Below are 24676 nucleotides of genomic sequence, written 5' to 3'. Positions count from 1 at the left end.
GACGAGATTTCGCGTGCTGATGAATTCCATTCGACGCTTCCTGGTGAGCCAGGTCTGTCAGTCGTTGCCAGTCAGAGTGAATGCCGCCCAGAAGAAAGGATGGGCTGCTCCGTTGCGTTCCTGTCGTGATTGAATGCGGTTGAGTTGCGCCTGCCGTAATGCTTCTGATTTGGATTTTCCCGCAGCGAGATGTTCAAAGAAGTCCTTCATTAAAAAGGCGGTCTGGCGATCTTCGATTTTCCAGAGGCTGGCCACAACACTGTTGACGCCGGCAAGCTGAAATGACTGCCGGAGTCCTGCAACACCTTCTCCGTTGTTGATCTCGCCCAGAGCCGTATCGCAGGCGCTCATTACCACCAGGTCGGTGTGTTCCAGATCCGTTTCCAGGATTTCCGCTCCGGTCAACACACCGTCTGAACCTGAAGTGGATTCATTAAAGCCTGCGAACAACAGGCCTGACCTGAGCAGCGGGTTATTCAATTCAGTGTGAGGCTCGGAGTCGAATGTGAACTCACTTGTTGTGGTATCATTGTCGCTGGGCAGGAAGATGCCATGCGTGGTCAGCACCATGATTTCGGGTGAAGTTGCCGATTTGACGGCCTGTTCGGTTGCCTGCTTTCCAGTCAGGACGACAGGCGGGCGTCCACAAAGTTGATTGATGGCAGGTGTGATACTGGCGGCTTCTGCAGCAGCGAACTTCAGACGCGGCACGGGACTGAAGTTCTTGAAATTTGCGGACCCTCGCGTTTGAATCGCGGGGGGAGCAGGGGACTGATCCGGGGCTGAAACTTTCGTTTCAAAATCCGGATCTGCAACAATCAGCGGTGGATTTGCGGAGGCACTTTCGTCTGATGGAATCAGATCGCGTCCACTGACAACCAGGCGGAACTGATGTGCTTTGATTAACGGTTCTCCTTTTATGGGAAGTGCTGCCCAAGGGACGAGCCAGAGTGAGGCATCGGGGCTGATGATGATATTTCGGGCCTGTTTTACACTGTCCGGCAGAGGGGACCAGAGCTTCTGGCTGAGCTGCTGGAGCGCGGCGTTGCAGGCTTCTGTCGCTTTTGCTTCCCCCTGCGATACGATTATAGTAACGCTGCTTTGCAGTTCTTGTGAAGCGGCGTTGATTTGGGCGTCAATGGGGCCGGCTGGGCCGATGTCGATGATTTGTACTGGTTCCTCCCCGGCCGAGGTGATCCAGGCCACATAGCGGGATTCTTTTCGCTGATCAATGCTGAGCTCTGCGGGGATCTGCAGTCGGATGAAGTCAATCAAGACCGTCTCCGGTTTTAAGGTCTCTTGCACGGACTGATGTGTTACCCAGGCCTGCCCAGACAATGCCTGGTCCTCTTTCAAATTCAATTCGGATTTGAGGCGTGTAATACGATCATTGATTTCTGAATTCCGGGGAACCTGGCTGCCGGCAGCAGATGCGGCCTGAATTCCTGTAATCGCTGCATCGAGCTTCTCCAGGCGTCCTGTCTGGGCTGCGGTTCGGTGCAGGCGATGTTGTAACGCCAGCGCTTCATGCGAGGTTGCTTTTCCATTGATCAACCACTCTGCAGATTGTTTTATGGATGGAGCCCCTGTCTGTTGCTGCCACGCCATGGCCAGGGACTGGTGCAGAGACGGGCGGTCCTTCCGGTTCAGGTAACTTAACTGATGCGTATCACTCAGGAATGGCAGCTGCTCCCTGATATGGCGGCGTGAAAACCGGCGTGCCTGGTCACTGGATTCAAAAGCAGCATCAATCTGACCGGACGCATATTGATATTGCGCCAAGTCGGAAAATGCCTGGACGGTCAGGGGATGTGCGCCCAGGTCCTGACTGGCGATTTCACTGACTTCCTGCGCCAGGGACAATGCTTGTGCCAGTTCGTTTCGTTGCTGGTGGATCCGAGCCATCAGTAAGCGTAATTGTGAGACCTGCTGGTGTCTGAGTCCCTGAATGGGCACCCGTTTCTTCAATGCCTGTTCGCAGTTTTCGAGGGCAGCATCAAGTTGCCCCTGTTTCAGGTAAACGCGGGCAATGGTGGAGAGGGTGATCGCGGCATACAGTGGACGGTTCTGCTGCTCAAAACTCTTCAATGCGCGTTGCAGGTGAGGCAGCGCCTGTGTCAGCTGGCCTCGATAAAGCAGGTCTTCACCCAAGCGGCGGTAGGCATCGGCCGCTCCCGAGGAAAACTTCTGGGGACTGTTCTGATAGAGCTTCACGCTTCGTTCGAGATAATCGGAGGCGCTGGGATCGCCAATCGCGCCCAGTCCAAATCCGAGTGCACTGTAATAGGACGCGACCGTAAGGGAGTCAGTTCCACCCGCTGCTTCGGCGATCTCGACGCCTTTGCGAAAGTGAGCCAGCGCACTGGCGTGATCTCCCGCTTGAGAACAGAGGTAACCGAGCTGGGAATGCGTGAGAGCGGTTTGCAGATTGTCTGCAGGGAGTTGTGCGGCACGAATTGCCAGTGCCCGTTCCAGCAATGTTCTGCCCCGGGTTGGTTCTCCCAGCAGAAATTGATTCCAGCCGGCGTCATGCAATAGGCTGGCTGTGCTGAGATGATCGTTTCCATAATGCTGTTCATACAGAGGCAGGGCCTGCTCCCATTCTTTAGCAGCTTCGCGTCTCTTGTCCTGCGAGATCAGGACCTGTCCCAGTAGATTATGCGTCAAGCCCCGGGCCTGGCCACTGATCTGATCTGCTGGTAATTCCAGGATCGTTCGGTAGAGACGCGCCGCTTCAGCGGAGCGATTGAGACGTTGTGCGATTGCCGCCTGATCTGACATGACCAGAAAGGCGGTTTCGGTCAGCGTCAGTTGATTCGCTTCAACCAGCTTCCAGGTTTTCTCTGCATACTTTTGTGCCAGGGGATACTTGCCGGCCCGGATCAGGGAGGTCACGATTTCACGATGTTTCCTGATATTTTCGGCCGGGGCAGCCTGGTAGATCTTGTCGTAAAGATCGAACAGTCGCTGATAGTTGTTAGTGGCGTAGTCTTGATCAATATCGAGGGCAAAGCGGGCTGCCAGATGATAGGCACCCGCCAGGGCAGGGCTGTTGGGAGCGAAGAGGGCTTCCTGGGTGGCGACTGCAGCATCAATCTGCTTACGTCCTTCGGCTGTCTGTCCCGTCATGGCCGTCAGCCAGCCGACCGCGATGAGTTCATTGAGCGTCTGCGGATGTTCGTCGCCGTAGAGTCGGCGATGCTCTTCAACGGACTCGCGGGCGGCTTTGAGGGCTGGCTGATACTGTTTCTTGCTCGCCAGCTTTCTCACCCGGGTGGCTGCAGCGTCGGCCTGTCGTTTCCACTGTTGCGCCTGTTGCGGATCCAGTTGACGCACCTGCAAATGAGTTCCCTGAGTCCAGCCCCGCTTCGAGGAACCAGGGATTTTGATCAGCAGCCAGCCCTGATTCTCCTGGAAGCCCCAGACGGTGCTACCCTGCTTCAGGCGGGTGACGACCTGCTTCCCCTCGTAGACGTCCGCGGTATTATCAATCACTACATATTGCTGAATGGTCGGCTTGTTCTCCTGGGCCAGCAGCGAAACGGGCAATGCCAGCAGGAGTGCCTGGCAGAGAATTCGCAGTAGAACTGAGTTTGGGGAGAGAAGTGTCATCGCATCGATCTTTTCTTTAAGGAGAGATATCGGGCTGATGAGTTCCATTGGCAACCAATGTTTGTGAGTCCTGTTTGAGCGAGCGGCTGATTTTTATCTCTTATTCTGCTGGTGGGTCGTCCTCGGGCGTTTCGTTTAACGCGGCGAGATTCTGTTGCGCCTGAATGGTTGCTCGATGATCGGCCCCCAGTGCTTTCTGGTTAATTTTCAGCGATTGAGAGAGCAGTGGTTCTGCCTCTAATTTCTTTCCCTGCATCCGATACAGGTTTCCCAGCCTTCCGAGTGCGACTGCGGTAGCAGGATGTTCTGCGCCCCTGGTTTTCTGAGTGATTTCCAGGGCTTCCTTGAAGTAAGGCAGTGCCTGGGAATACTCTTGCCTGGCAAAATAATAGTTTCCCAGGCTGTTGAGCGAATAGAGCAGGTCAGGGTGCTTTTGATCCAGAGAGTCCCGACGGATCTTCAGGTTTTTCAGCATGAGTTGCTCAGCTTCAGAATACTTATCCAAATGATCGAAGATCATGACCAGGTTATCGCGCAGAATTGTAGTCTGCAGATGATTTTCTCCAGTCTCGCTGGAAACGAGTTCCAGGCACTTGAGGAAGATCGGTTCTGCATCCGCGTACTTTTCCTGCATCACGTAAATCCGTCCCCGCTCATGTAAGGCGTTGACCGTCTCGGGATGCGTTTCTCCCAGGGACTTTTGGCGAATCGCGTGACACTGTTGCATATGTTGTTCTGCCTGGGGATAAGCCTGCATCTGCAGATAGAGTTTCGCCATTTTGTCGTGCACAACTGACGTTCGATAATGATCTTTCCCGTAATTCTGAGTCATCACAGACAGGATCTGCTGATAAAGAGTTTCTGCCTGTTTATATTTTCCCATCGCTTCGTAGAGGGACCCCAGGTTGATCATCGCGGAGACGGTTCCCTGGTGCTTTGTCCCCAGTTGTGCATGGGCCAGTTTGAGACTTTCCTTGAGCAGTGGCTCAGCCTTGGAATAGCGTTTCAAAGTTACGTATAGCGATCCCAGGTTATTCAGTGAAGCCGCTGTTTCAGGATGAGCATTTCCGAAGACCTGTCGACGAATCTCCAGGCATTCTTCGGTGTAGGAAGTGGCTTTTTCCAGGTCTTGCAGTTCGTGGTAGGCGACTGCAGGAAAGGACATGACGGATGCGGTATCGGGATGATATTTTCCGTGGACCGCTTTTACCTGTTCCAGAGCCTGTATTCCGAGTTGCACAGCCTGTTTGCGATCCCCGCTGGAATACAGCTTCATGGCTCTCGAGTGTGTCTCTTGCGCTGACTTGATTTTCTGCATTTGCTCTGCGGTTAACTGAATCGGGCTGGCCTGCTCGCGGGAGATCCAGCCGTGCTGCTGGGATTTTGGGTCCTTGACCTCATACCAGTTTTCAGTCGTGGCAAACGCCCAGAACCGGTTTCCCTGTTTGACTGTTCTTAAAACTTTTGCATCCTGACTGCGATCGACTTTGATGTCTGCCTGGGGCGTACCAACGATCAGCATCGGCCCTTCCGCAGACAGGACAGGGCGAGTCAGCACAACACACAGCAGTCCGATCAAATAACCTGTATGAATCAGTCTGGTTGATTTCATTGATAGCATGATAACCTCGCATTCTGAGAGTGTGTTTTCAGGAGACGAACTTGGTGAGATGACTCCGCAGCATCTCATTCAGGGGCGATAATAGGTGATCGTGACCGACATGATGGGCGTGGGATCAGCCTGGAACTTCACTGTTTTGACTTTGTTATCCGTTTGTGCGCCCTGCACGATCAACCCACCGCGAGTTTCCGGTTGTTTTTTTCCGGCCAGACGAATCTGAGACTTCAAGGCTCCCAGATTTGCAGGTTGCTCTTTAGGCTGAACTCCTCGCAGCATGGCAACCAGGTCCTGTTCATCTTCGTTCAGAATTGTGGGTTGGGGTTTGGCTTGCTGGAGTTCCTGAAAGACGGTCATCTGGATCTGGCCGGTGTGCCGTCCGTAGTCCATGGCACGTCTGGCCGATTCTGCTTCCGAAAGAACCTGAAACTGCTCAGCGGTGTTGTCATCTTCCATCTGATACCCCTTGACCACGGTTCGTGTGTGATCGGGGGAGAGAATCCATTTGTTGCAGTCGAGGTCCCGCTTGACCTGACGGTACAGTGTGTTTTCGCCGTTGACTTTGAGCACGATCCCCAGACGCCCTTTGGCGGAGCTGTTACGAATCAGTGCCATTTCGACTTTCTGGCCCTCTTCCGGTTCAGCAACAAACGCCTGACCGTCTTTCATTGTGACGGGTACCTTCCGGCCGTCATAAAAGATTTCAAGTTTTACGGGGGCCGCTGCGTCCATTAGCGGGAATGTGTCCTGCTGCTTTTTCACGCGGGCGGCTGTGTTCAGGATCTGCTGTTGTTTCTGTTTCTGCTGGTCGTTGAAGGACAGCTGTGTCGAACCGCCGTCAAAGGCGCCTCGCAGGAAGAAGCTTTCTCCGATGCCTCCGATTGACTCGGCATCCAGGTCGACATCAAAGACTTCGCAGGCCCGCTCTAATTTGCCGTTTGCTTTATCAAAACAGAGAATGCCGACCGAAGCACGCTGATTATCATCATGCACCAAAACGATTCCTGTCAGAAAGGCATCGGCTGCCTTTTTTTCTTTGCCCCATGCCAGTTTGAATTCAGGTCCAAAAAATGCTTTACGCCCTGCTTCCGTTAAATGATCAGCGTCTTTGAGTTCAGCGGCTTGTGCGCTCGCATCTTTGATGATGTTGAGCTGGCGAGCTTCATCAAAGGGATTTGCCAGGATCAATCCGACTTCCAGGCGGTCTGCCAGCAACGAATTCAGGGCACCCGCACTGGCGGTGATTTTCTCGCCCGGTTTTTTGACACGGAACTTCAGAACTCCGATGGTTTTGAGTTTTCGCTGATTGAGATAGTCGATGACCTGGGGGATCTGTTTCTGGAGTCCCTGTTGAATGGTCTGGGCCTGGCTCATCCCCGGCACGACCGTGGTTGTTATCAACGCGATCAGGAGTGTGAATGTCATTTTCATGATGCTGGCCTGGTTATTCATACTAAGTTAGTTCCCTATGCGTTCATTGAAGAATGAGAGTGAGTCGTTCACTTTCTACACTGTAAACGACTCAGAATCGTAAATCTTCCCGTCATTTCTGAATTTTTTGGAATCAGCGTCCACTGTCTGTAGTCTGTTGTTTCAGGCAGCCGGCCCTGAATTGAGTCGGTGCCAGAAAGTACTTTATGAGACAGAGGTTAAGTCTGTTGTTTAATATTACAATTAGAGTGGATCACAATCGAAATTGTGACCTCGATGGACTTTCGTTGTGGTTCAGACTGACTGATTCACGTTCAACGACTTTCGTTTTTACCTGTATGTGTAAACGCGGCCCAGAAGAATGGATGAGCGGCTCCATTCCGATCGCGGCGGGCCTGGATGCGTTTGAGTTGCGCCTGCCGGAGTGCGGTCGATTTTTTCATTCCCTGGGCGAGATTGGAAAAGTATTCTTCCATCAACAGGGCTGTTTCCTGATCGGGGATGCTCCAGAGTGATGCGACGACGGATTCTGCCCCCGCGAGTTGGAAGGCCTGTCGGAGTCCTGCAACACCTTCCCCCGAACGGATTTCACCAACGCCGGTTTCGCAGGCACTGAGTACGACCAGACGCGTTCCACGCAGGTCGGTGCTGATGATTTCCAGGCCGGTCAATACGCCATCATCTTTCTGTTTTCTGAGTGCTTCCAGCCGGTTGTTGCACCCGGCGAGCATCAGGCCGCAACGGAGCAGGGGGTTGACAGCTCCCTCTTGATTGGTCGGATAGGTCTGCACCATGCGCGACATCTGATTGAGGGCGGCTGTCCGCAGGGCTGCCAGGTCGGGATCGATGGGCTCTGTCTGTTCGGTTGTGTCTTTTTTCTCCGGTGTGGATGGCTTTGCTGAAGCAGATTCTTTTTTGCTGCCACTTGGCTTCTTGAGCTTGAGCCCGGTGGCGTCCATCTGCTTCTGATAATGGTCCCGCTGCTCGGGATCGTTCAATTTATCGAACACCTGATACAGGCGGTAATAGGAACCGAACATCAGCTTTTTGTTTTCCGGCGAGATTTTTTCCCGGATTTCAACAGCACGTTTCAGCTCAGTGGCCGCGTCCTGATAGCGTTCGCGGCGTTCCAGAAACTGACCGAGCAGGCTATGGGCCAGGGCGGTCCGTTCGGATTCTGCCCCATAGACTTTTATTCGCAGGGCCAGATTGTCCCGAAAACGTTTTTCTGCTTCGTTAAACTGTTGATTCGATTCCAGTAACTGGGCCAGCTTTAATTCCGCCACGATGGTGTTGGCATGCTCGGCCCCGTATTTCTCTTTGTAGTATTTGATCTGATCTTCTCGGGCTTCACAGGCGAGGGCGTAGTCTGCTGATTTTTCGGCGGCGCTGATTAACAGGGAGCGGATGGTATGCACGGCTTTCTCATTGGGTCCCCGGACCCGGGCTCCCATGCGCCAGGCCTGCTCATAAGCGTTCGTTTGCGCCTGGTAATCTTTCAGGGAACCGCAGAGGCTGGCCAGGTTCTTGAAAGCGTACATGGTTTTGGTGCTTGAGCCGTCATTCAACAATCTGTAATCCAGCTGAAATTCATAGTAGGGGCGCGCTTCTTCATAACGTTTCAGGGCCCTCAGAATCCGGCCTGAAAGTCGGGCTGAGTTGAAGGTGGCAATGCCATTGAGACCCTGAATTTCGTTACAGATCTCAAAGGCCCACTGGGCGGGGACCAGGGCTTTCTGATACTCCTTGGCCTTATAAGATTTGTTAGCAGCATTATAAATTCTGGCTGCGTGGTAGAGTGCTTTTCTCTGTTCCAGGCTGACGGCGGCTTCATCGGGCAGGAAGAATCCATGCGTGCTCAAGACGAGTACTTCGGGGCTGCGGATCGATTTGAAAGCGGCCTCCGTAGCCTGGGCTTCGGTCAACAGACGCGGGGGACGGGTGTATTTGCTGATGGGGGGCGCAATTCTCAAGGCTTCCTGGGCCGTGCCGGGCAGTAAACTGACCGGTCCCAGCTGTAAGCCGGACTCTGGCTGCTCGGTCTGACTGAGTCCGAACAGATTGTAATCCGGATTGGCAAAGATGACCGGGGCCGTCACGCCTGAACCGGGGCCCTGACGATCTGCCAGCAGTTCCCGTCCGGAGACAACAAAGCGAAATTCGAACTGTTCAACGGCGAAACGGTCTTTCTCCAGGGGGAGGGCCGCCCAGGGAACCAGCCAGAGCGAGGCGTCCGGAGACAGAATGACCTGCTGCACATTGGTTAAATGCGGGAGCAGAGGTTTCAGTGTCTGCTGGAACAGGGCCTGCAGCAGTTTTTGTGTCGCCGCGGTCGCCTGTGATTCGCCGGTCTGCAGGGATTGAGCGGCCCCTTTCTGAATGGATTGCAGACCCGTCCGTAAAGTGGCTTCGATCTCTGAGGCAGAGCCCAGGTCAATGGTTTGGATGCGGCCCTTTCCAGTGGGGGGAATGATCCAGGCGGCGTAGCGGTGCTTCTCTGCATGAGCACCATCTTCGTTGATCGTATAGGGAGTGATGCGCACAAATTCCACCAGCACGGAGTCTGTTGGCAGTTGCGCCCGAATCTGTTCCAGGGTGACCCACTCACTTCGATTGAGTTCCGCATCAGCCAGGCCCAGTTGCTGGATCAGTGTCTGTTCCTGGCGATTCAGCGCATCCAGCCGAGCCTGTTTCTGCTGTTCGTTCAGATCAGATTTTAATGCCAGCGACGCCAGTTCGCGTCGGATGGCAAACAGGTTTTCCGCAACCGAGCGGGCGGCTCCTTTGAATTGTCGTAATAGACGCTCATGACTGGAGAGGGTTTCCTGAACCAGGGCTTTGCGGTTGAGGATCGCTTCCAGGCTTTTTTCCATCAGGTACTCGTTATCACGCTGCGCCCACATGATGCCCAGTGCCTGTTGGTACTGCCAGGCATCATAGCCGGTGAGAAAACGGAGCTGCTCCTTCTGGCTCAAGCCGGGCAGCACTTTGTCGGTGAAGCGTTTTGAAATGCGGCGTTGACGATCGAACGCGTCTGCAGCCTCATTCCAGTTTCCGGAATGCGCTTCCACCACCGCCAGCATGCCCAGGACCTGGGCCAGCTCGCGGTCATCCGAATTCTTTCTGTCTGCAGTCTGGCCCAGCTGCTTGTAAATCTTAAGAAGTTCCCGCAAGCTGCGCGCCGCGACTTCCCGATTGCCATTCCTGTATTCCTGAGAGGCCAGCTGATACTGAAGCATTAACGTCTGGGGGTGATGTAATCCCTGGGTGCGTTGGGATGCGGCTAATGCTTCCCGGGTGAGTTGAATCGAGGTCTGGTCATCGCCGGTCAGGAGGGCGATGGTGGAAGAGGTTTTGATATACAGTGGGTGATCTTTGCTGAACTTGCGCTGCACCAGCGGCATGAGTTCTTTACTCAGTTTGAGGGCCTGTTCCCATTCCCCGCTCTGTTGTAACAGCAACATCAACTCGTATTGGACTTCGATGTTGTCGGCACTTTCTCCTCGGCCCGCTTTGCGATTCGTGAGGATGATTTCTTCATACAGTTTCCGGGCTCTGGAAACATCTTCCAGTACATACAACACCCCCGCCAGTTGTCGTTTGCCTGAGAGCGTGTCTTTATGTGAGGGACCAAATGCTTTCGTACGCAGCTCAACCGATCGTTCGATCAGAATGCGTGCCTGGGTGATATCCCCCTGGCGTTCATACATGACTCCCAGGTTGGCCAGAACCGTGGCCTTGCCTTTGATATCTTCGGGGAAGTGGCGTTCGCGAAGTTTACTGACCCGTTCCAGAGTCGTTCGCGCGTCCCGGTATTGTGCAGCTCGGAACTGAATCGCGGAGAGCATTTCCAGGGCGCGCACCGTATCGAGATGGTCTTCCCCTTTCCAGCGTTCCAATACGGGTAATGTCTCTTTCAGAATGCGGATGCTTTTGAGGTACTCGCCTTTTTTATCCAGTTCAATCCCGTAGTTCGCCAAAGCTGCTGCGGTGTCGGGGTGATTCGAACCGTAGACCTGCTGCAGGTTCTGCCAGACTTTCTGCTGGGCCTGATGTCTTTCAGTGGAGTAGGTCGTCGATTTGATGTTCTCGATCTGCTTGAGTTGTTGAATTACTTCTTTCAGGAGTTGTTTCTGCTGATCGGTTTGTTTCGGGGTTTGATGATCGGCCAGGGGAATCCAGCCTTTTTCGTTGAACTCGGGATGTTTGACCCAGGTCCATTTGCCCTCGGTTTTGAAGGCCCAGACTGTCTGTCCCGGTTGCAGGGCAGCGATGTTTCGGTTTTCCACCCGGAGGCTGGTGGGTTTAGTAATCACCACCAGCTGTTCGGCTGAGGCAGACTGGAGCAGCAGCTTTCCAATCAAAAGCCCGAAGATAAGTCTCGAGAGCAATTTCATTCGATCACCTGACTTTATTCTGGTGTAAACCGAAATGTCTGGGAAAACTGTGAGAGCGATCAATGTAAAACAACGGACCCTCAAGCTTAGTTGTTACCTGGTTTCGATACTGATAGTTTTCTTAATCAGCTGGCTGGGGTTATTTTTGAGCCGATGCTGGTCTTCTGCGAAATTGTAGAAATCGTGAACGAAGCGATCGTTAACATTCTTCCCCCGCAGCAGAACCCCGGGACTGAATTGTTGGGGGCTGGCAAAGACGGTAATGAATTCGGTGCCCAGTTGCGGTTGAATCTTAATCGAACCGGTTTCCGGGAAACGATACACGCTGCCATTTTTCAAGGGCAGTACCTGTTTGGTCAAAGCGACTTTGCGACCACGGGCACTGGTGCCTACCAGTTCGATAAACAGATCGACGCCGGTTTCATTTTTGATGCTGATCACCATCTCATCGCCGGGCGAAAATAGATTGCTTTTCCGATTGGTGCTCACTTTCAGGTTTCGGGCCAGTCCTTCTGCTAAATGATCCGGTCGGGTCAAGCCATCGATGGCGGCAATGGGAGTGCCGATACCCAGCTGGCGGACGACACGGTCATAATAGTCCTCCCAGGTATCGCGGCGGATCACACCGCCGGTGGATAATCCTGCCAGTCCCAGTTGTGTGAACTGGGGAAGCTTGAATACCGCATTCAGCTGCCCCGGTTCCTTGAGGCCCAGTTCGCCAGCGGCCTGGGTAAGCGTCAGTGGGGCGTCGATGAATTTACGGGTGGTGGCGGTTAGGGGCTCATTTTTCACGTTACCTCCCAACGCTTCCTGCATGGCGGACTGGAAGCGTGCTTCATCCTTGTCGAGCAACTGGTCCATTTCCTGCTTGGGGATGTAGAGGCGTAGAATGTCTCGTGTATTCAGACCTGAGTTACCAGGGAGTGCCTGGAAAGCGGGGCGGATGTTATCGGAGAAACGTTTCATTCCCCGGTCATGACAACGCATGCAAGCCAGTCCGTTGCGGACGACTTTGTCTTCCGAAAATTTGTCGGTCACGATTGTAGTGGGGGCTTCCAGGATGCGGTTGCCTGCGTTGTCGGTGACCAGATAGGCCTGCAGGCCGTTGGGCAGGTTCCAGATCATCTCGCCGCCGGCATAATGGAAATCGAGCGGGTCGGCGAACATGTTCTGCAGACCTTTGCTGGTCTCGAAATCAAAGCTTTTCCAGTAAGCACCGTCTCGGGATGGGTGCCGTTCGACAATGCGATTGTTGCGTGAAACACCGGAGAGCGTCATGCCCGCCCGGCTGGCAATAAAGTTCTGCAGGTTTGCTTCACTGTCGACGCCGATCATCTGTTCGAGCTGATTCAATTCATGCGGCAGTTCGAGAAGATCTTCATAGAGTGGCGATTGGGTGGCGACGCTGATCAACCAGTCAATGCGGACATAGGGTACCGGTCTGATCAGGCCGGCCGGCTTGAGGTAGACCTCCCGAAGTTGTTCGAATGTTTCCGCGTTTTCATAGGCGATGCCATACGGGTATTCGAGCAGGATCATGTCGAACTTGTCGACGTTGGCGTTGCCGGGCAGCTTGTGAGGTGAAACGGGCGTCACGACCGATTCATGCCAGCCCAGTTTGCGAATATCTACGGCGAAGATGGTGTTTGTTTCGGGATCGACGACAAACGGTTTGACGATATCGGGCTGCCAGGACAAGTGGTTTAGCGCTTTGGTCAATGCAAATTGCTGTTCGCGCAGTTCATCTGCGGTCGCACCTGCGGTCAACAGGTGGTTACTGCTGAAGAAACGTAAAAACGGACGGTCAGCACGGGGTGTGGCCTCCACGAATTTCAGGATCTGCGTTAAGACAAATTCGGTGCCGATGGTATTGGCAAACGCGGGATCCTGACTCGCTTGAGCAGGGACGGCAACATCTTCAGGAAAAGCAGGGGCTTTGGCTTCGATCCATTTGCGGACGATTTCAATTTCTCTCGCACTGAGCGGAGGCCGCGGTGCTTCCGGCATGCGGAAGTCTTCATCATCGGAAGCGATGTAATCGTAGAGCACGGATTCATCGACATTGCCCGGTACTACGGAGCCTGCTGCGCCGACAAACGTGCTCAGGTCGAGAATATTGATATCTGCTTCCCGACGTGTGTCACCGTGACATTCCAGGCAGCGTGTGCGGAAAATCTGTTTGACTTCCGCTGACAGGTTTTCTTCCTGCGCCCTGACCGTTGTCGTTAAACAGGACAAAGACATGGCAAATAGAGACAGTAATTTCCACGGGTTTGACCGGCTGCGGCTCATGCCTCACCTCTCTTGAATTCTCAGGTTGTGACAGTTCAAAACGGGTATTTATCAATGTAAACGACTCTCCGTTCAAAATCTTCCCGGGTCTTTCCATTTTTTGAAGAATTCATCCAGTGCCGGCCAGAGGGCTCTGCCTCCATTCATTCTCCACCTGGATCGAGAACTGAGGGCAGGGGGCCTGCACGATTATAGTGCGGGGCTTTATTTCATCCGCCTGTTGCCTGTGATGCATCGAAATAACCCCTGTTTTCAGGGGCTGGGGAAACATTTTGTTTTTTTGAGGAAAAACGCGGAAGAAAATCGACGCGTGCCCGTTCTCCTGTTGAAAGCCGGAACAATGCTGAGTCTGGCAGCCAACTGAAACAATCTTATTTTTAAAAGGGGAAAACCATGTCCAATCTCATCACATTTTTATTGAACGTATCCATGGTCGTCAGTGGAGCAGGAACACAGGAAGATCTTTGTGATCTGCATCTGGATGCAGACTGCAACCCATCCGAAATTCAGATGCTGGAAAACACCGTGAACTGGGACGACAACATCATCCATCAGGGAGTCGATGTCGACGAAAGACTGCTGGAAAAGTACAGCAACCTCGTTTGAGTCCCGCAAAGACCATTCAGCTCACGATCTTAAAACCACCAACGTAAACAGGAGCCATTGTCATGTTTAATATGAAACTTCTCAAAAACGCTTTACTCTGTACTGCTTGCCTGGTACCGCTTTCAGCCGGGCAGGTTGCCCAAGCCCGTTCCTACGCACAACCACCGGTGCGGTGCGTGATGAAGCCGGTAGTGACTTACCAGTTCCAGAAGCGACGTTTTACGCATTTTGTCACACGGTACGACCACTTTGGCAGACCGTATCGGGTCAGGCAGGTCTGTTACAAAACCGTCCGCGTTCCCGTGACGACCTGGGTTCGCGTGTGTTACTAGATTGTCATCTGTCCCGGGGATGTCTGTACCCATTGCCAGAGACATCCCTTTACCAGGGAAGCGGGCGGAATCTGCTTGAGATCCAGAACGTTCCCGGCTATCGTAGGGGAATGTCCACATGCGAAAACCTCGAATCCCGATCAGATGAAAAACTGGCGGACCTGATCAAAGGTCAGGGAGAGACGTTTGCGCAGAAACAGGAAGCAGAGGCTGCGTTTAATCTGTTGTATGAGCGACATGCTGCTGTGCTGCTCGGATTACTGAAGGTACGCTGCAGTTCGCATGTCGTCGCCGGGGACATTGCCCAGGAGACCTGGTTACGGGCCTGGCAGAAAATACCGGAATACTTTGACGGCTCCCATTTCCGTGGCTGGTTATTTCAGATTGCGAAGAATCTGTTGCTGGACGAATTTCGAAAAAAGAAGATGACCTCACTTTCTGAGGGAATGGACGCGCCTGATATGCAGGATGCCGCTCAGGCCTTCATCAATCAGGAAGAGAAACAGCAGTTACAGGATTGTCTGAGTCAACTGGATGACTCCCGGCAGCAGATCGTTAAATTGCGGCTGTCAGGGCAGAGTCATCGCGAAATCAGCGATCAGTTGCAGATCGACTACACAACGGTTCAAACCCGTTTCCATCGAGCCAAACAGTTCCTGGAAGAGTGCGTCCAGTCGACACGGAAGGAGACTGCCTGATGCTGACCGCTTTCAATTTACCTGAGGAAACGGATGAACTGCGAGCCTGGCTCGATGACATACTGCTTCAGCCGGAACTGATGTCGATTGTTTCGCAATTAGCGGCCGTGCATGCAGAAGAGAATGGCGCGCAGCCGACCCTGGATGACGTCTTACAGGATCAACGGGAGACTGTGTTAGCGCAGGGTTGTCAGGTGCTGTCGCCACTTCAGATTCAGCAGTTGTTAACTCACCCCGAACTGCTGCTCGAACTGCAGGAGCATCTCTTTCTCGAAGGAGGGGCTTTCTGGCAGGAGCGGATAGCAGCGCTGACAGATGAGACGGAAGTCTCTCGCGGGCAGGACTGGCTGAAGCAGCAGATCGCAGAACCGCCTGCGACCGAAACGCAAAATGTAACAACCGCGCCTGCGTTCCAGACCGTCTCCTATCGAAAAATTGGAATCATTGGTTTCGTCTCAGCGGCTTTGGTTCTGGTGGCGGTGTTTTTGAATCAGCAGCCGGCTGCTCCCCAGGGCTGGGGCTGGAATCGACCAGGCGCATTGACGGCTGATGTGCCTGCGGCTGAATATCTCAATCAACTGGCCGATTCCGCGGAAGAGTGGTTTAACAAGCCGACGGAGACCAAAGCGGCTCTGGAAACACGCTTGAAACAGTTCCGTGCAGGTTGTGAAACACTGATCAAGGCACCGCATCCGCAATTATCCCAGGACGATCGAACCTGGCTGGTCGAACGCTGCCAGGCATGGGCCGGGAAACTCGATGAACAGATCGCCGCTTTGAACGAGGGGGCCGATCTGCAATCGGCCGATGAGGCGGCTGATTCCCTGATCCGAAAACTGGTCAAGGCCCTGCGTACACGTGCGAACACCGTCGGCTGATGTCACATCGTCTTCAATGATTGCCTTGGTTCCCAGGCATACGAGAAAGGTCCCCTGAAGTGAGACAGCTTATGCTTCGATTTGCTTGTGTCGTGATTCTGTGCTTTACAGGGAGTGAGCGTGTCTGGGCTGATTCGGTCCGTCTGCCTGTGATTCAGGATAACTCGATTGTCATGGTTGACAGAGAGTGGTCGGTCAATGCCGGTGCGAGTAGCCGGATACGAATTAAGGGAAACCAGCACATCGTGGCACTGAGCTTCGATCTGGCGGATGTACAGGGGAAGATAATCACGCGGGCCGAACTGGTTTGTCATCCTGCCGCAGAAACGATTTCTGCAGTCACGCTCTCCACAATCGCGACCCCCTGGCGGGAGATGACGTCAACGGGTTTGACTGCGGGCATCGAGGGCGTCAGCGGGTGGGGTTATCCCGGTGCGCGATTTCCCGCTGTTTCCGGGGGAAATGCATTTACCCTGGTTCACCAGTCAGAGTTCGAGCTGCGTGACGGTCAGTACCACTGCGAAGTGCCGGTCGATCTGATTCATGCCATGACCGCGGGCGTAGCCTTCGGGCTGGCACTGCATGAACACGAAACGGATTACGGACGGAACCCCACGATCTTCTCGCGTGAACAGTCCAGCAAACAGCCGTACCTGCTGGTTGAGACCGAAGACCGTGCTGACGACTTACCATTGCCTGCCACAGAATTGCAGCTGGTTCCCGTTGATGGAGCGTCTGCACAACTGACACTGAAGGCACCGCAACGCGGCTTTGCCTACCACGTTCTCGTGGATGGACACCCAATGGGGCGGCATAATATCCCTCTGGTGAATCCAGGCGACAGGCAGACAATTCTGTTGCGCGATCTCCCTGATAATGTGACAAAGCCGGGACTGCATTCAGTAGAAGTAATCACTGTCAACCGCACGGGACAGCAGTCGCAACCGGTTCAGGTAACAGGGAAACTTTTCAGCGCTGCACCAGTCCGTTTGCCCCAGGTGCGTCCGCTGCCTGCTGCCAGGCCTCCCGTGCCAGGTCTCTCAGTGATACCAGTGACTGACAAGTATGACCGGAATGGTCGCGCCGTGGGGGACTTGCCCCCGGATTATCGGACACATAATTCCCTGTTCGATGGCCAGCGAATCCACCTGACGGCCGCAGCCGGTGAAGTGGTCGGCTTTCAGCTACTCCTGCGTGGTGAAAAAGAAGTTTCCGTCCAGTGCCAGCTCGATCCACCAGAATGGCGCGTCGATCTGTTTCAGGCAAAATACGTTCCGACCCAGGGGCGTCAAATTCCTGATCCACTGGTGCCTCTGCCGAAAACGATCCCTTTAGATCGAGAGCAGGACCAGGCAGTCTTCGTGGACTGCTATGTTCCGTTCGAGGCAACAGCAGGGGAATATACCGGGAAATTCGCGGTTTCCGATAGTCGTGTCGTTCCGCTCAAGCTGACCGTGCTGCCTGTCCGGCTTCCGCGGAAGGCGTCGTTCCTGTGTGAAATGAACGGCTATGGTCTCCCGGACCATGTTGACGATTATTACGCGCTGCAGCAGGTGGCCTACGATCATCGGGTGCATGCGAATATTCTGCATTATTCGCATCATACCGCCGCCCCCGGTGCCCGGAAGAGCAACCTCGATATGCGTCTCCGCTCCGGTCGCCGAATGAACAATAAACGGTACGACGCCATTGAACCGGGGGCGAAGCAGGCTTACTGGGACGATTTTGCCGAAGCGTTTGGCCCGTATCTCGATGGTTCCTGTTTTGAGGATGGTCACCGCGGTCGGATTCCGGCTCCGGGGTTCTACCTGACGTTTCATGAAAGCTGGCCGCTGAACTGCCGGGCTTATTTCAACGGGGATCCTGATGCATATCGTGCCTTCAAAGACACTCCGGTCTACGCGGAGACGTATGTGAATGTGCTGGAAGATTTTGCGCGACTGGCGAAATCCCGGGGCTGGACCGAGGCCGGTTTTCAGGTGTATTTCAACAACAAAGGTTCGTTGAACGAAAAGACCAAAGCGCCGTGGATTCTGGATGAGCCATCAGCTTACTGGGACTATCGTGCATTGCAGTATTATGGAGAGTTGACGGACCGCGGGCGGAGACGCGCCGACGAAATTCAGATTGACTATCGGATCGATATTTCCCGACCGGAATATACCCGGGGAGAACTCGCCGGGCGGGGTGACCTGTGGGTAGTTTCAGCATCAGCATTTCAGAACTATCGCAGGTTGGTCACCGACCGCATGCAGCGGGATGGATTACAGGTCTGGGTGTATGGTACTTCCAATCCGGTGCATGAGAGTAATCGTCAGCTGCAGGCCTGGGCTGTGGATGCCTGGCGATATGGGGCGACCGGTCTGGTTCCCTGGCAGACGGTCGATAAATCGGGGCAGGCGTTGCGAAAGGCCGACCAGTTAGGGCTGTTCATCTTTGATCAAACCCCGGAGGGAAATACGGTGATCCGCCACTCGGCACGCCTGAAAGCCTATCGTGAAGCGGAGCAACTCATCGAGTATCTGACCATGGTTCAGCAGCGGCAGGGTTGGACAGCCAGCCAGATGCGGGCATTTATTGAGCACTATGTCACTTTGACCGGATCGGTCCGGAAACAAAACGATGATGACGCGGGGACAGCGGAATACGACCGGCGTGCACTGTTGAATTATGATCGGCTGAGACAGGCGGCTATAGAATTGTTACGGTAGCCGGTCACAACAGCAGTCCATGCAAACTACTGGGGTCGGCACAAAGTAAGACAGTCCGTAATACCTCGAGCGAAATCCGCGCAGGGGCTTAGCCAGTTTTCAACCTGGAAGTTGCCTGAGAACAAGTTTGCAGTATTACCGATTTTCATTTACGCTGATTGAGTTCGTTCAGCATCTCCAGCAGATTGTCGGTCAGGATCACTGAGGCATCTTTCTGGACGACATTCGTGCCGAGCCATGTTTCATAGCCGCCCAGTCGATGCTGTTCGGGAGAGGGCAGGTAGCCGTGTCGACCGTTGGCTAAGCCGATGACCATGGTGCGTGCGAACGGGCTGCGATCCTTGATTTCCAGACCGATCTCGACCAGTGTCTCGAACGGAATGCCCACGATGGCGTACTCACCAATGCGAATGGCCTGGAGCGTGACGGTGAGGGTGTCTTCTTCCCGTTCGTGCGCCTGGACCACTTTGCGTGCGTAGCTTTGGGCTTTGTTAGGCAGCCTGGCGATGTCGTTCTTGTCTTTCAAGGCGAGCACTTTTCGTGCAGCGGCCACATCTTCTGCAGTGGGGCGACGGTATTTGAGGTCAACCTTTCTCTCAAGCATGTCGATGGTGATGTCTCGTTCGTGGTTCTCAATTTTCCTGTAAGCAAAATACGCGGTGTCGGCGGCTTTGCTCGCGACAATCCGGACCTGTTCGAACGGCTCGCGCGGGGGGCGGTTCACGAGAAAGGGGATGTTGTTGATATCGCCCGAGGCGCCATTGGACATCATGGCGACGAAGTTCTGATCCGCCCGCAGACGCGCTGGCATCAGCCGGGCGAACTCGCCGAAGTAGTCTGCTGAAGCATGCTTCTTGGGAATGCCTCCCACATAATGCAGAGCATAGTTGGCTAACAGGGCCAGTGGTTTTCGCTTCTGATTCTGAATGGACAGGACCATCAGTTCCGGATCGACGGGGCCCGCCGGCCGATCCAGTACGGCTGCGCTGGTTCCCGGATTCATTTTCACGATGTCCATTTTCCCAAAGGGATTGGCGGGCATCTTGCCGGGCTTCAGGAACCAGCGGCGATTGAAGACTTCTTCAGGAAGATCATGCGACGCCATGCCCAGCGCAGCGACCTGCTGTTTCTCGTACGCCTGAATGATTGACTGGGCGAGTCCGTTGATCAGGACTTCGCGGTAAGCGACATCCCCGGGGGAACCTTCCGTGCGGTTGGACGGGGGAGCCGAGTGCGTATGCGTCGAGGAAATCAGAATGCGTTCGACGGGAATTCCGGTCTTATTTGAAGCGATCTGTTTCGCTTCATTCAGCATCTCGGGGGGGGCGCCGAGCGCATCGAGTACAACAATCGCGACAATGGTCTTGCCATCATTCAGGACGATCGCCCGGGCATGCAGCGGGTCATGGATGGCACTTTGATCCATGGCTTTGCCACTACGCAGGCTGAAAGGGAATAAGCGTGGTGAAACATCAACGGCAGAGGCGCCCGCCCGGAATTGCGCCGGCTCGGCTTGCGTCTCAGGGACAGGCCCTGTGATACAACAGACGAGCAGCGTGAAGAATAGGATTCGCCAATACATGGTATGCGCTTTCCGTCAAAGGGTGATGCTGATTACCAACTGTTATAAACAAATGGCTGCTTCAAGAAACAAACCGGTTTGATCAATCCGGCTCATCTGCTGGCTAATATATTAGCAAACGTTTACAGGAAAAGCACGAACCTGATTTGAAAGAACGATCAATGTTGATCAGGAAGCCTCGTCTCCAGAGTCACCTGTCTGATGTGCCATAGGCGTGGGGGAGTTAAGGTGACGATGCGCGTCGACCTGGTTCGCATGTGCAGTGAAGTGAGGGTGGGGCTGCTGCGAATTGCTCTAAAAGTACTGCGAAATGATTCTCTGACAATAGACTCAGTATTCTGGGCAGTACGATAATTAAATGGTTTCCGCCCTGGTAATTCTATAAAATTTCAAATTAGACCGTGAACTTTGACGGTTTATGCCGCTTTATGTTGTAGAGGACGCCGATGCCCCGAGAGACAGCATTAGAACTGGAGAAGTATCGCGAGTATCTCGGTTTACTGGGGCGCATGCAACTGGACGATCAACTGGCAGGAAAGGTGGACGTGTCCGGAGTAGTTCAGCTGACTCTGTTTGAGGCCGGCAAAAATGGCTGGAAGGAGCAGGCGGAAGACAAACGACTCTCCTGGCTGCGACGTGTGTTTGCGAATAATCTGCTTGATGAGATTCGCAGGTTCCGCACGCAAGCGCGAGACGTGGAACGGGAACGGTCGATTGAGCAGACGCTCGAAAAATCTGCTGACAGACTGAACTGTTGGCTGGCCAGCGGATATTCCACGCCAAGTCAGACAAGCGGCCCGTGCGGAAGAGCAACTGAGACTGGCAACGGCGCTGGCATATCTCTCAGCTGCTCAACGACAAGCGATTGAACTGCATTATTTGCAGGATTGGTCACTTGAGCGAATCGGACAGCGAATGAATAAGACCAAGGGCGCTGTTGCGTCATTAATCTATAGAGGAACCTCTAAATTACGTGAACTTCTGGTAAACGAGTCGAGAGGCGATCATGGCTGATTCGTACAATTCAAAGTTCCTGGATGATCCTGAATTCCAATCGTTGCTGGTTGGCTGTCTGGAATCCCTGCAGCGTGGCGAGACCATTGATCTCGAGGCGCTGAAAAGAGACTTCCCCCTGTATGCTGAGGAGCTTGGTCAGTTCGTTAATAATCTGCAACTACTGGAACAGGTGGCTTCCGGATTAGGTGGTGTCGGGCCATCACATGTCGCCATTCCAGTGTACGAGCAAACGGCCGCCATGAAGACGGAGCCCTGCGATTTCACCACTGGAGAAAGCATTCGCTATATTGGTGAGTATGAGATTCTCGAAGAGATTGCCCGTGGTGGAATGGGGGTTGTGTTCAAGGCTCGCCAGCGGAACCTGGAACGAGTGGTTGCGCTGAAAATGATTCTTGCAGGTCGGCTTGCGGATGCGTCCGATGTTCAACGTTTCTATCGAGAGGCGCGGGCGGCAGGGAAGTTGATGCATCCCGCTATCGTTCCCGTGCACGAGATTGGTGAGCACGATGGACGCCACTACTTTACGATGGACTATGTTGAGGGCCGCAGCCTGGCCGAAATGATTCGCGAAGAAACGCTGGCGCCGCGCGCGGCAGCGAAGCTCGTACAGGATATCGCGGAAGCAGTGCAGTTTGCACACGAACAGGGGACCGTTCATCGAGATCTTAAACCCGCGAACGTGCTGCTCGACCAGGCGAACCAGCCACACGTGACCGACTTCGGGCTGGCGAAGATAATCGAATCGGTTGATGAGAAATCGCTAGCGGAACTGACCGCATCGGGACAGATTCTCGGCACGCCGAGCTACATGTCACCCGAACAGGCCGAAGGCAAACAGGGCCAGGTCGGACCGGCAGCGGATATCTATTCACTGGGGGCAATATTGTATGCCTGTCTGACAGGCCGTGCGCCGTTCTTGGCGGAATCTCCCGTCGATACGTTAATGCAGGTGATCCATAAGGAGCCGGTCTCACCAAGACAGTTGAATCCCAAAGTCCCACAAGACCTGGAAACCATTTGCCTGAAATGTCTTGAGAAGTCGCCGGATAACCGATATGTGACGGCGCATGATCTGGAGGAGGAACTTCAGCGTTTTCTGGATGGTAAGCCGATCATGGCCCGTCCTCTCGGGAGGTTTGTTAGAATATATCGGTGGTGCAGGAGAAAGCCAATACATGCATCATTAATCAGCTCACTGATGATAATCTTAGTTGTTGGGCTTCTGCTGATCCAGGCGAAGCGTCAGTACGACCTGATGGAAAGTCGTACCGAATTGATATCTTATGCGGAGCAGTTGTCTCGGAGCAAATCTGAACTACGGTCTGGAAAGTCTGCGCAAGCTTATCGAATTCTCGATGAGACTGATCCTGAGCTGAGGTCAATCGAGTTCAATTTATTAAACGCTCAATTGCTTACTCAGAACAGGCCACTTGTGGCACCAGCTCATGAACCACGCGACTTTTCTGATAACTTACGAATTGAAGCGGTGACACTGAAGGGAACCCTCTGGAAGTCTCCGAGACGCCTGTGTGTTTCCAATACTGAAACCGCGAAAATCGAAACGGAAGTGAGTATCTCTGATGTGGATACCAGGAAAGAGAATACGCCCTTTTTTCGTGCAGCCAGGTTGCTCCCGACTGGCGAACTGCTGATCAGCGTAAAAGAACATCCTCCACTTCCAATCGTAAGAAATGAGAAGCCGTGGAACCGGCTTGTTGTTTATACACCGACTAGAGGTGCGAACCCTCCGGTCAATCGAACTCTGGGGAGACTGCGCTTCGACAAAGATGTTTTGATGACCTCAGATGGAACTATTGCTGGTGGAATACCAGAATCTGGCAAAGGGCTGGTTGTTTGGGATGTGCGGAGTGGAGAAATACTCTTCGAGCGAAATGACTACACACCAGGCACGGGGGGGCAGAGAATTGCACTAAGCCAGAATGGTGACTATCTCGGGCTGGTTCATTCAACTGATGAATCGAATGTCGAAATCGTCAATCTGAAAACTGGTGAATCAGTATTCCTTTCAGGTGGTAATGGGAGCAGAATCGCGATTAGTAATGATGGAACCAAATTTGCGTCCGCGCGCAGAGAGAACATCAAAATAAAGAGTACGGATAACGACATTCTATTGGGGGAGTTGGACGGAATCGAACTCGCGACCATGAATCACTTTATTTTCTTCTCGCAAGATGGAGAGCAACTGGCTTTCACAACATCTAAGCAGGGGGCCTGCGTCTTTGATTGGAAGGCTTCGAATCCGGCAACATTTTATTCCGGATTTTCTGCGATCCAGTTTTCTCCAGATCAGAGTTCGATCATCACGCAATCGGGGGACCGTTATTTCGAACTGTCCTTGCAGGAAGAACAACAACAGATTTTGAGACATCCGGCGGCTATCGGTCTTCGAAAAGGAGAGACAATAACAGAGCTGCAGCTTTCCCGGGATGGGCGCCGGCTGCTCTCCTCGGATGTGTCTGGCACACATTTTGTCTGGAATACCACGAATGGACAATTGATAAATCAATTCAAAGGGCTTTCCAGGAAATCGAGTTCGATCAGCAGCGACGGTGACAGCCTGGCGTACGTTGTTAAGACTGAAGACAGGGAACTGTTGCAGATTGTCGATAGCGATACGGCTCAGAAGCAAAAAGAGTACGGTCCGTTTAAAAATGTCAAATGCCTGGGATTTACAAATGCGGATCTGATTGCTTTCATCTATTTCTCATACACTGGAGAAGGTATCGAATCAAATCTGGTTGTCGCCAACTGGGGCACTGGTGAGCAGAAAACGATTTCCGGGGTGGATATCATTCATAGCTGGCAACAGGATCGAAATGGTCATCTCACGACACTTGAATTACCATTCACGCCCCAATTGAAGAGCCAGATTACACAAAACCCGTTTCCAGAATTTCAGTATAAGGCACGATACTACGATCTCAAATCACGGAATATTCTCTGGTCTGTCTCACATAACGAGCAGGGGGTGCTCATGTATACTCCTTGTGTGGCCATCAGCCAAGATGGTTCTCTGGTAGCGATGAGCATCTTTTTAAAGGATCTCAGCAAATCAATGCATTATAAACAGACGCAAAATGCTGATAACGAAGAGGATAATCTGATCTCGGTCAGAGATGGCTACAACGGTCGACTGCGTGGCAAAATCCCGATGACTACTGTCGTCAAGGACTTATGTTTTTCAACCGACAACGACAGGATCATCGTTGCTGGAAGGGATGGTCTGGTAAGCATTTTCGACGTCGAGACCGGGATTAAGCTCTTTACAGCCGAGATCACGTCGGCGTCTCCTTCAAGTCTCGAACTCTCTACGGATGGAAAAAAGCTTTATGTAGGTGACGTAGAAGGAAATATCACTATTGTCACATTGCCAGCCCAAAACTCACAACTGTGATGTGCCCATCCCTTAAAGGTATCAAGATCTGGACTGAAGTATGAGGCTCACTCAGGCGTTTTTACAGGCTCAACCGGCTACTCACTT

The 24676-nt window shown here is 53.3% G+C and carries 14 protein-coding genes; 8 read left to right on the top strand and 6 right to left on the bottom strand.

Features of this window, described 5'->3' with window-relative positions:
• Positions 1–57 precede the first annotated feature (57 nt).
• The 5 genes from F1728_RS05115 to F1728_RS05095 form a co-directional block, all read right to left on the bottom strand.
• Positions 58–3612, bottom strand: a complete 3555-nt coding sequence (locus F1728_RS05115; protein ID WP_194242694.1) for a CHAT domain-containing protein — start codon at positions 3610–3612, stop codon at positions 58–60.
• Positions 3613–3712: 100 nt separating this feature from the next.
• Positions 3713–5224, bottom strand: coding sequence for a tetratricopeptide repeat protein (locus F1728_RS05110; protein WP_194242693.1), 1512 nt, complete (start codon positions 5222–5224; stop codon positions 3713–3715).
• Between the two features lie 78 nt (positions 5225–5302).
• Positions 5303–6682 carry a hypothetical protein gene (locus tag F1728_RS05105; RefSeq protein ID WP_155363191.1) on the bottom strand — a complete coding sequence of 460 codons (1380 nt, stop codon included), beginning with the start codon at positions 6680–6682 and terminating at the stop codon, positions 5303–5305.
• A gap of 293 nt (positions 6683–6975) precedes the next feature.
• Entirely contained in the window at positions 6976–11058 is a 4083-nt protein-coding gene (locus F1728_RS05100; protein ID WP_155363190.1) for a CHAT domain-containing protein, read from the bottom strand.
• A 93-nt stretch (positions 11059–11151) separates the two neighbouring features.
• Positions 11152–13350 carry a c-type cytochrome domain-containing protein gene (locus F1728_RS05095; RefSeq protein ID WP_155363189.1) on the bottom strand — a complete coding sequence of 733 codons (2199 nt, stop codon included), beginning with the start codon at positions 13348–13350 and terminating at the stop codon, positions 11152–11154.
• A 393-nt stretch (positions 13351–13743) separates the two neighbouring features.
• Between F1728_RS05095 and F1728_RS05090 the strand changes: the two genes are divergently transcribed.
• The 5 genes from F1728_RS05090 (at position 13744) to F1728_RS05070 (ending at position 18575) form a co-directional block, all read left to right on the top strand.
• Positions 13744–13956, top strand: coding sequence for a hypothetical protein (locus tag F1728_RS05090; RefSeq protein WP_155363188.1), 213 nt, complete (start codon positions 13744–13746; stop codon positions 13954–13956).
• 62 nt (positions 13957–14018) lie between these two features.
• The gene (locus F1728_RS05085; RefSeq protein ID WP_155363187.1) at positions 14019–14288 is read left to right on the top strand and encodes a hypothetical protein; all 270 of its coding nucleotides are present in this window, start codon (positions 14019–14021) and stop codon (positions 14286–14288) included.
• 110 nt (positions 14289–14398) lie between these two features.
• Positions 14399–14986, top strand: a complete 588-nt coding sequence (locus tag F1728_RS05080; protein WP_155363186.1) for an RNA polymerase sigma factor — start codon at positions 14399–14401, stop codon at positions 14984–14986.
• Positions 14986–15864: a hypothetical protein gene (locus F1728_RS05075; RefSeq protein WP_155363185.1), complete on the top strand. Its 879-nt coding sequence runs from the start codon at positions 14986–14988 to the stop codon at positions 15862–15864. The genes F1728_RS05080 and F1728_RS05075 overlap by 1 nt, the downstream gene beginning before the upstream one ends.
• Before the next feature lie 71 nt (positions 15865–15935).
• On the top strand, positions 15936–18575 hold the full coding sequence (locus tag F1728_RS05070) for a hypothetical protein (RefSeq protein ID WP_228030511.1): 2640 nt from the start codon (positions 15936–15938) through the stop codon (positions 18573–18575).
• A 145-nt stretch (positions 18576–18720) separates the two neighbouring features.
• Here the strand turns inward: F1728_RS05070 and F1728_RS05065 are convergent, their stop codons facing one another.
• On the bottom strand, positions 18721–20157 hold the full coding sequence (locus F1728_RS05065) for a neutral/alkaline non-lysosomal ceramidase N-terminal domain-containing protein (protein WP_194242692.1): 1437 nt from the start codon (positions 20155–20157) through the stop codon (positions 18721–18723).
• A gap of 446 nt (positions 20158–20603) precedes the next feature.
• Here F1728_RS05065 and F1728_RS05060 point away from each other — a divergent pair, with 446 nt between their 5' ends.
• Genes F1728_RS05060 through F1728_RS05050 form a run of 3 tightly spaced genes read left to right on the top strand, consistent with a single transcriptional unit; the run spans position 20604 to position 24589 of the window.
• The gene (locus tag F1728_RS05060) at positions 20604–21026 is read left to right on the top strand and encodes a hypothetical protein (protein WP_155363184.1); all 423 of its coding nucleotides are present in this window, start codon (positions 20604–20606) and stop codon (positions 21024–21026) included.
• Complete coding sequence (locus F1728_RS32500; RefSeq protein ID WP_155367313.1) at positions 20929–21171, top strand: RNA polymerase sigma factor; 243 nt, start codon at positions 20929–20931, stop codon at positions 21169–21171. The genes F1728_RS05060 and F1728_RS32500 overlap by 98 nt, the downstream gene beginning before the upstream one ends.
• On the top strand, positions 21164–24589 hold the full coding sequence (locus F1728_RS05050) for a serine/threonine-protein kinase (protein ID WP_155363183.1): 3426 nt from the start codon (positions 21164–21166) through the stop codon (positions 24587–24589). Before F1728_RS32500 ends, F1728_RS05050 begins: the two co-directional genes overlap by 8 nt.
• The last annotated feature ends 87 nt before the right edge of the window (positions 24590–24676 follow it).

Source organism: Gimesia benthica, from assembly GCF_009720525.1.
Taxonomy (GTDB): Bacteria; Planctomycetota; Planctomycetia; order Planctomycetales; family Planctomycetaceae; genus Gimesia; species Gimesia benthica.
Note: the sequence above shows the minus strand (reverse complement) of the source record. Positions and strands in the feature narration are given on the sequence as shown.

Bases quoted from the DNA above. Each gene is read 5' to 3' on its own strand.
- F1728_RS05115 (WP_194242694.1), bottom strand. From the start codon at position 3,612: ATGACACTTCTCTCCCCAAACTCAGTTCTACTGCGAATTCTCTGCCAG.
- F1728_RS05110 (WP_194242693.1), bottom strand. From the start codon at position 5,224: ATGAAATCAACCAGACTGATTCATACAGGTTATTTGATCGGACTGCTG.
- F1728_RS05105 (WP_155363191.1), bottom strand. From the start codon at position 6,682: ATGAATAACCAGGCCAGCATCATGAAAATGACATTCACACTCCTGATC.
- F1728_RS05100 (WP_155363190.1), bottom strand. From the start codon at position 11,058: ATGAAATTGCTCTCGAGACTTATCTTCGGGCTTTTGATTGGAAAGCTG.
- F1728_RS05095 (WP_155363189.1), bottom strand. From the start codon at position 13,350: ATGAGCCGCAGCCGGTCAAACCCGTGGAAATTACTGTCTCTATTTGCC.
- F1728_RS05090 (WP_155363188.1), top strand. From the start codon at position 13,744: ATGTCCAATCTCATCACATTTTTATTGAACGTATCCATGGTCGTCAGT.
- F1728_RS05085 (WP_155363187.1), top strand. From the start codon at position 14,019: ATGTTTAATATGAAACTTCTCAAAAACGCTTTACTCTGTACTGCTTGC.
- F1728_RS05080 (WP_155363186.1), top strand. From the start codon at position 14,399: ATGTCCACATGCGAAAACCTCGAATCCCGATCAGATGAAAAACTGGCG.
- F1728_RS05075 (WP_155363185.1), top strand. From the start codon at position 14,986: ATGCTGACCGCTTTCAATTTACCTGAGGAAACGGATGAACTGCGAGCC.
- F1728_RS05070 (WP_228030511.1), top strand. From the start codon at position 15,936: ATGCTTCGATTTGCTTGTGTCGTGATTCTGTGCTTTACAGGGAGTGAG.
- F1728_RS05065 (WP_194242692.1), bottom strand. From the start codon at position 20,157: ATGTATTGGCGAATCCTATTCTTCACGCTGCTCGTCTGTTGTATCACA.
- F1728_RS05060 (WP_155363184.1), top strand. From the start codon at position 20,604: ATGCCCCGAGAGACAGCATTAGAACTGGAGAAGTATCGCGAGTATCTC.
- F1728_RS05050 (WP_155363183.1), top strand. From the start codon at position 21,164: ATGGCTGATTCGTACAATTCAAAGTTCCTGGATGATCCTGAATTCCAA.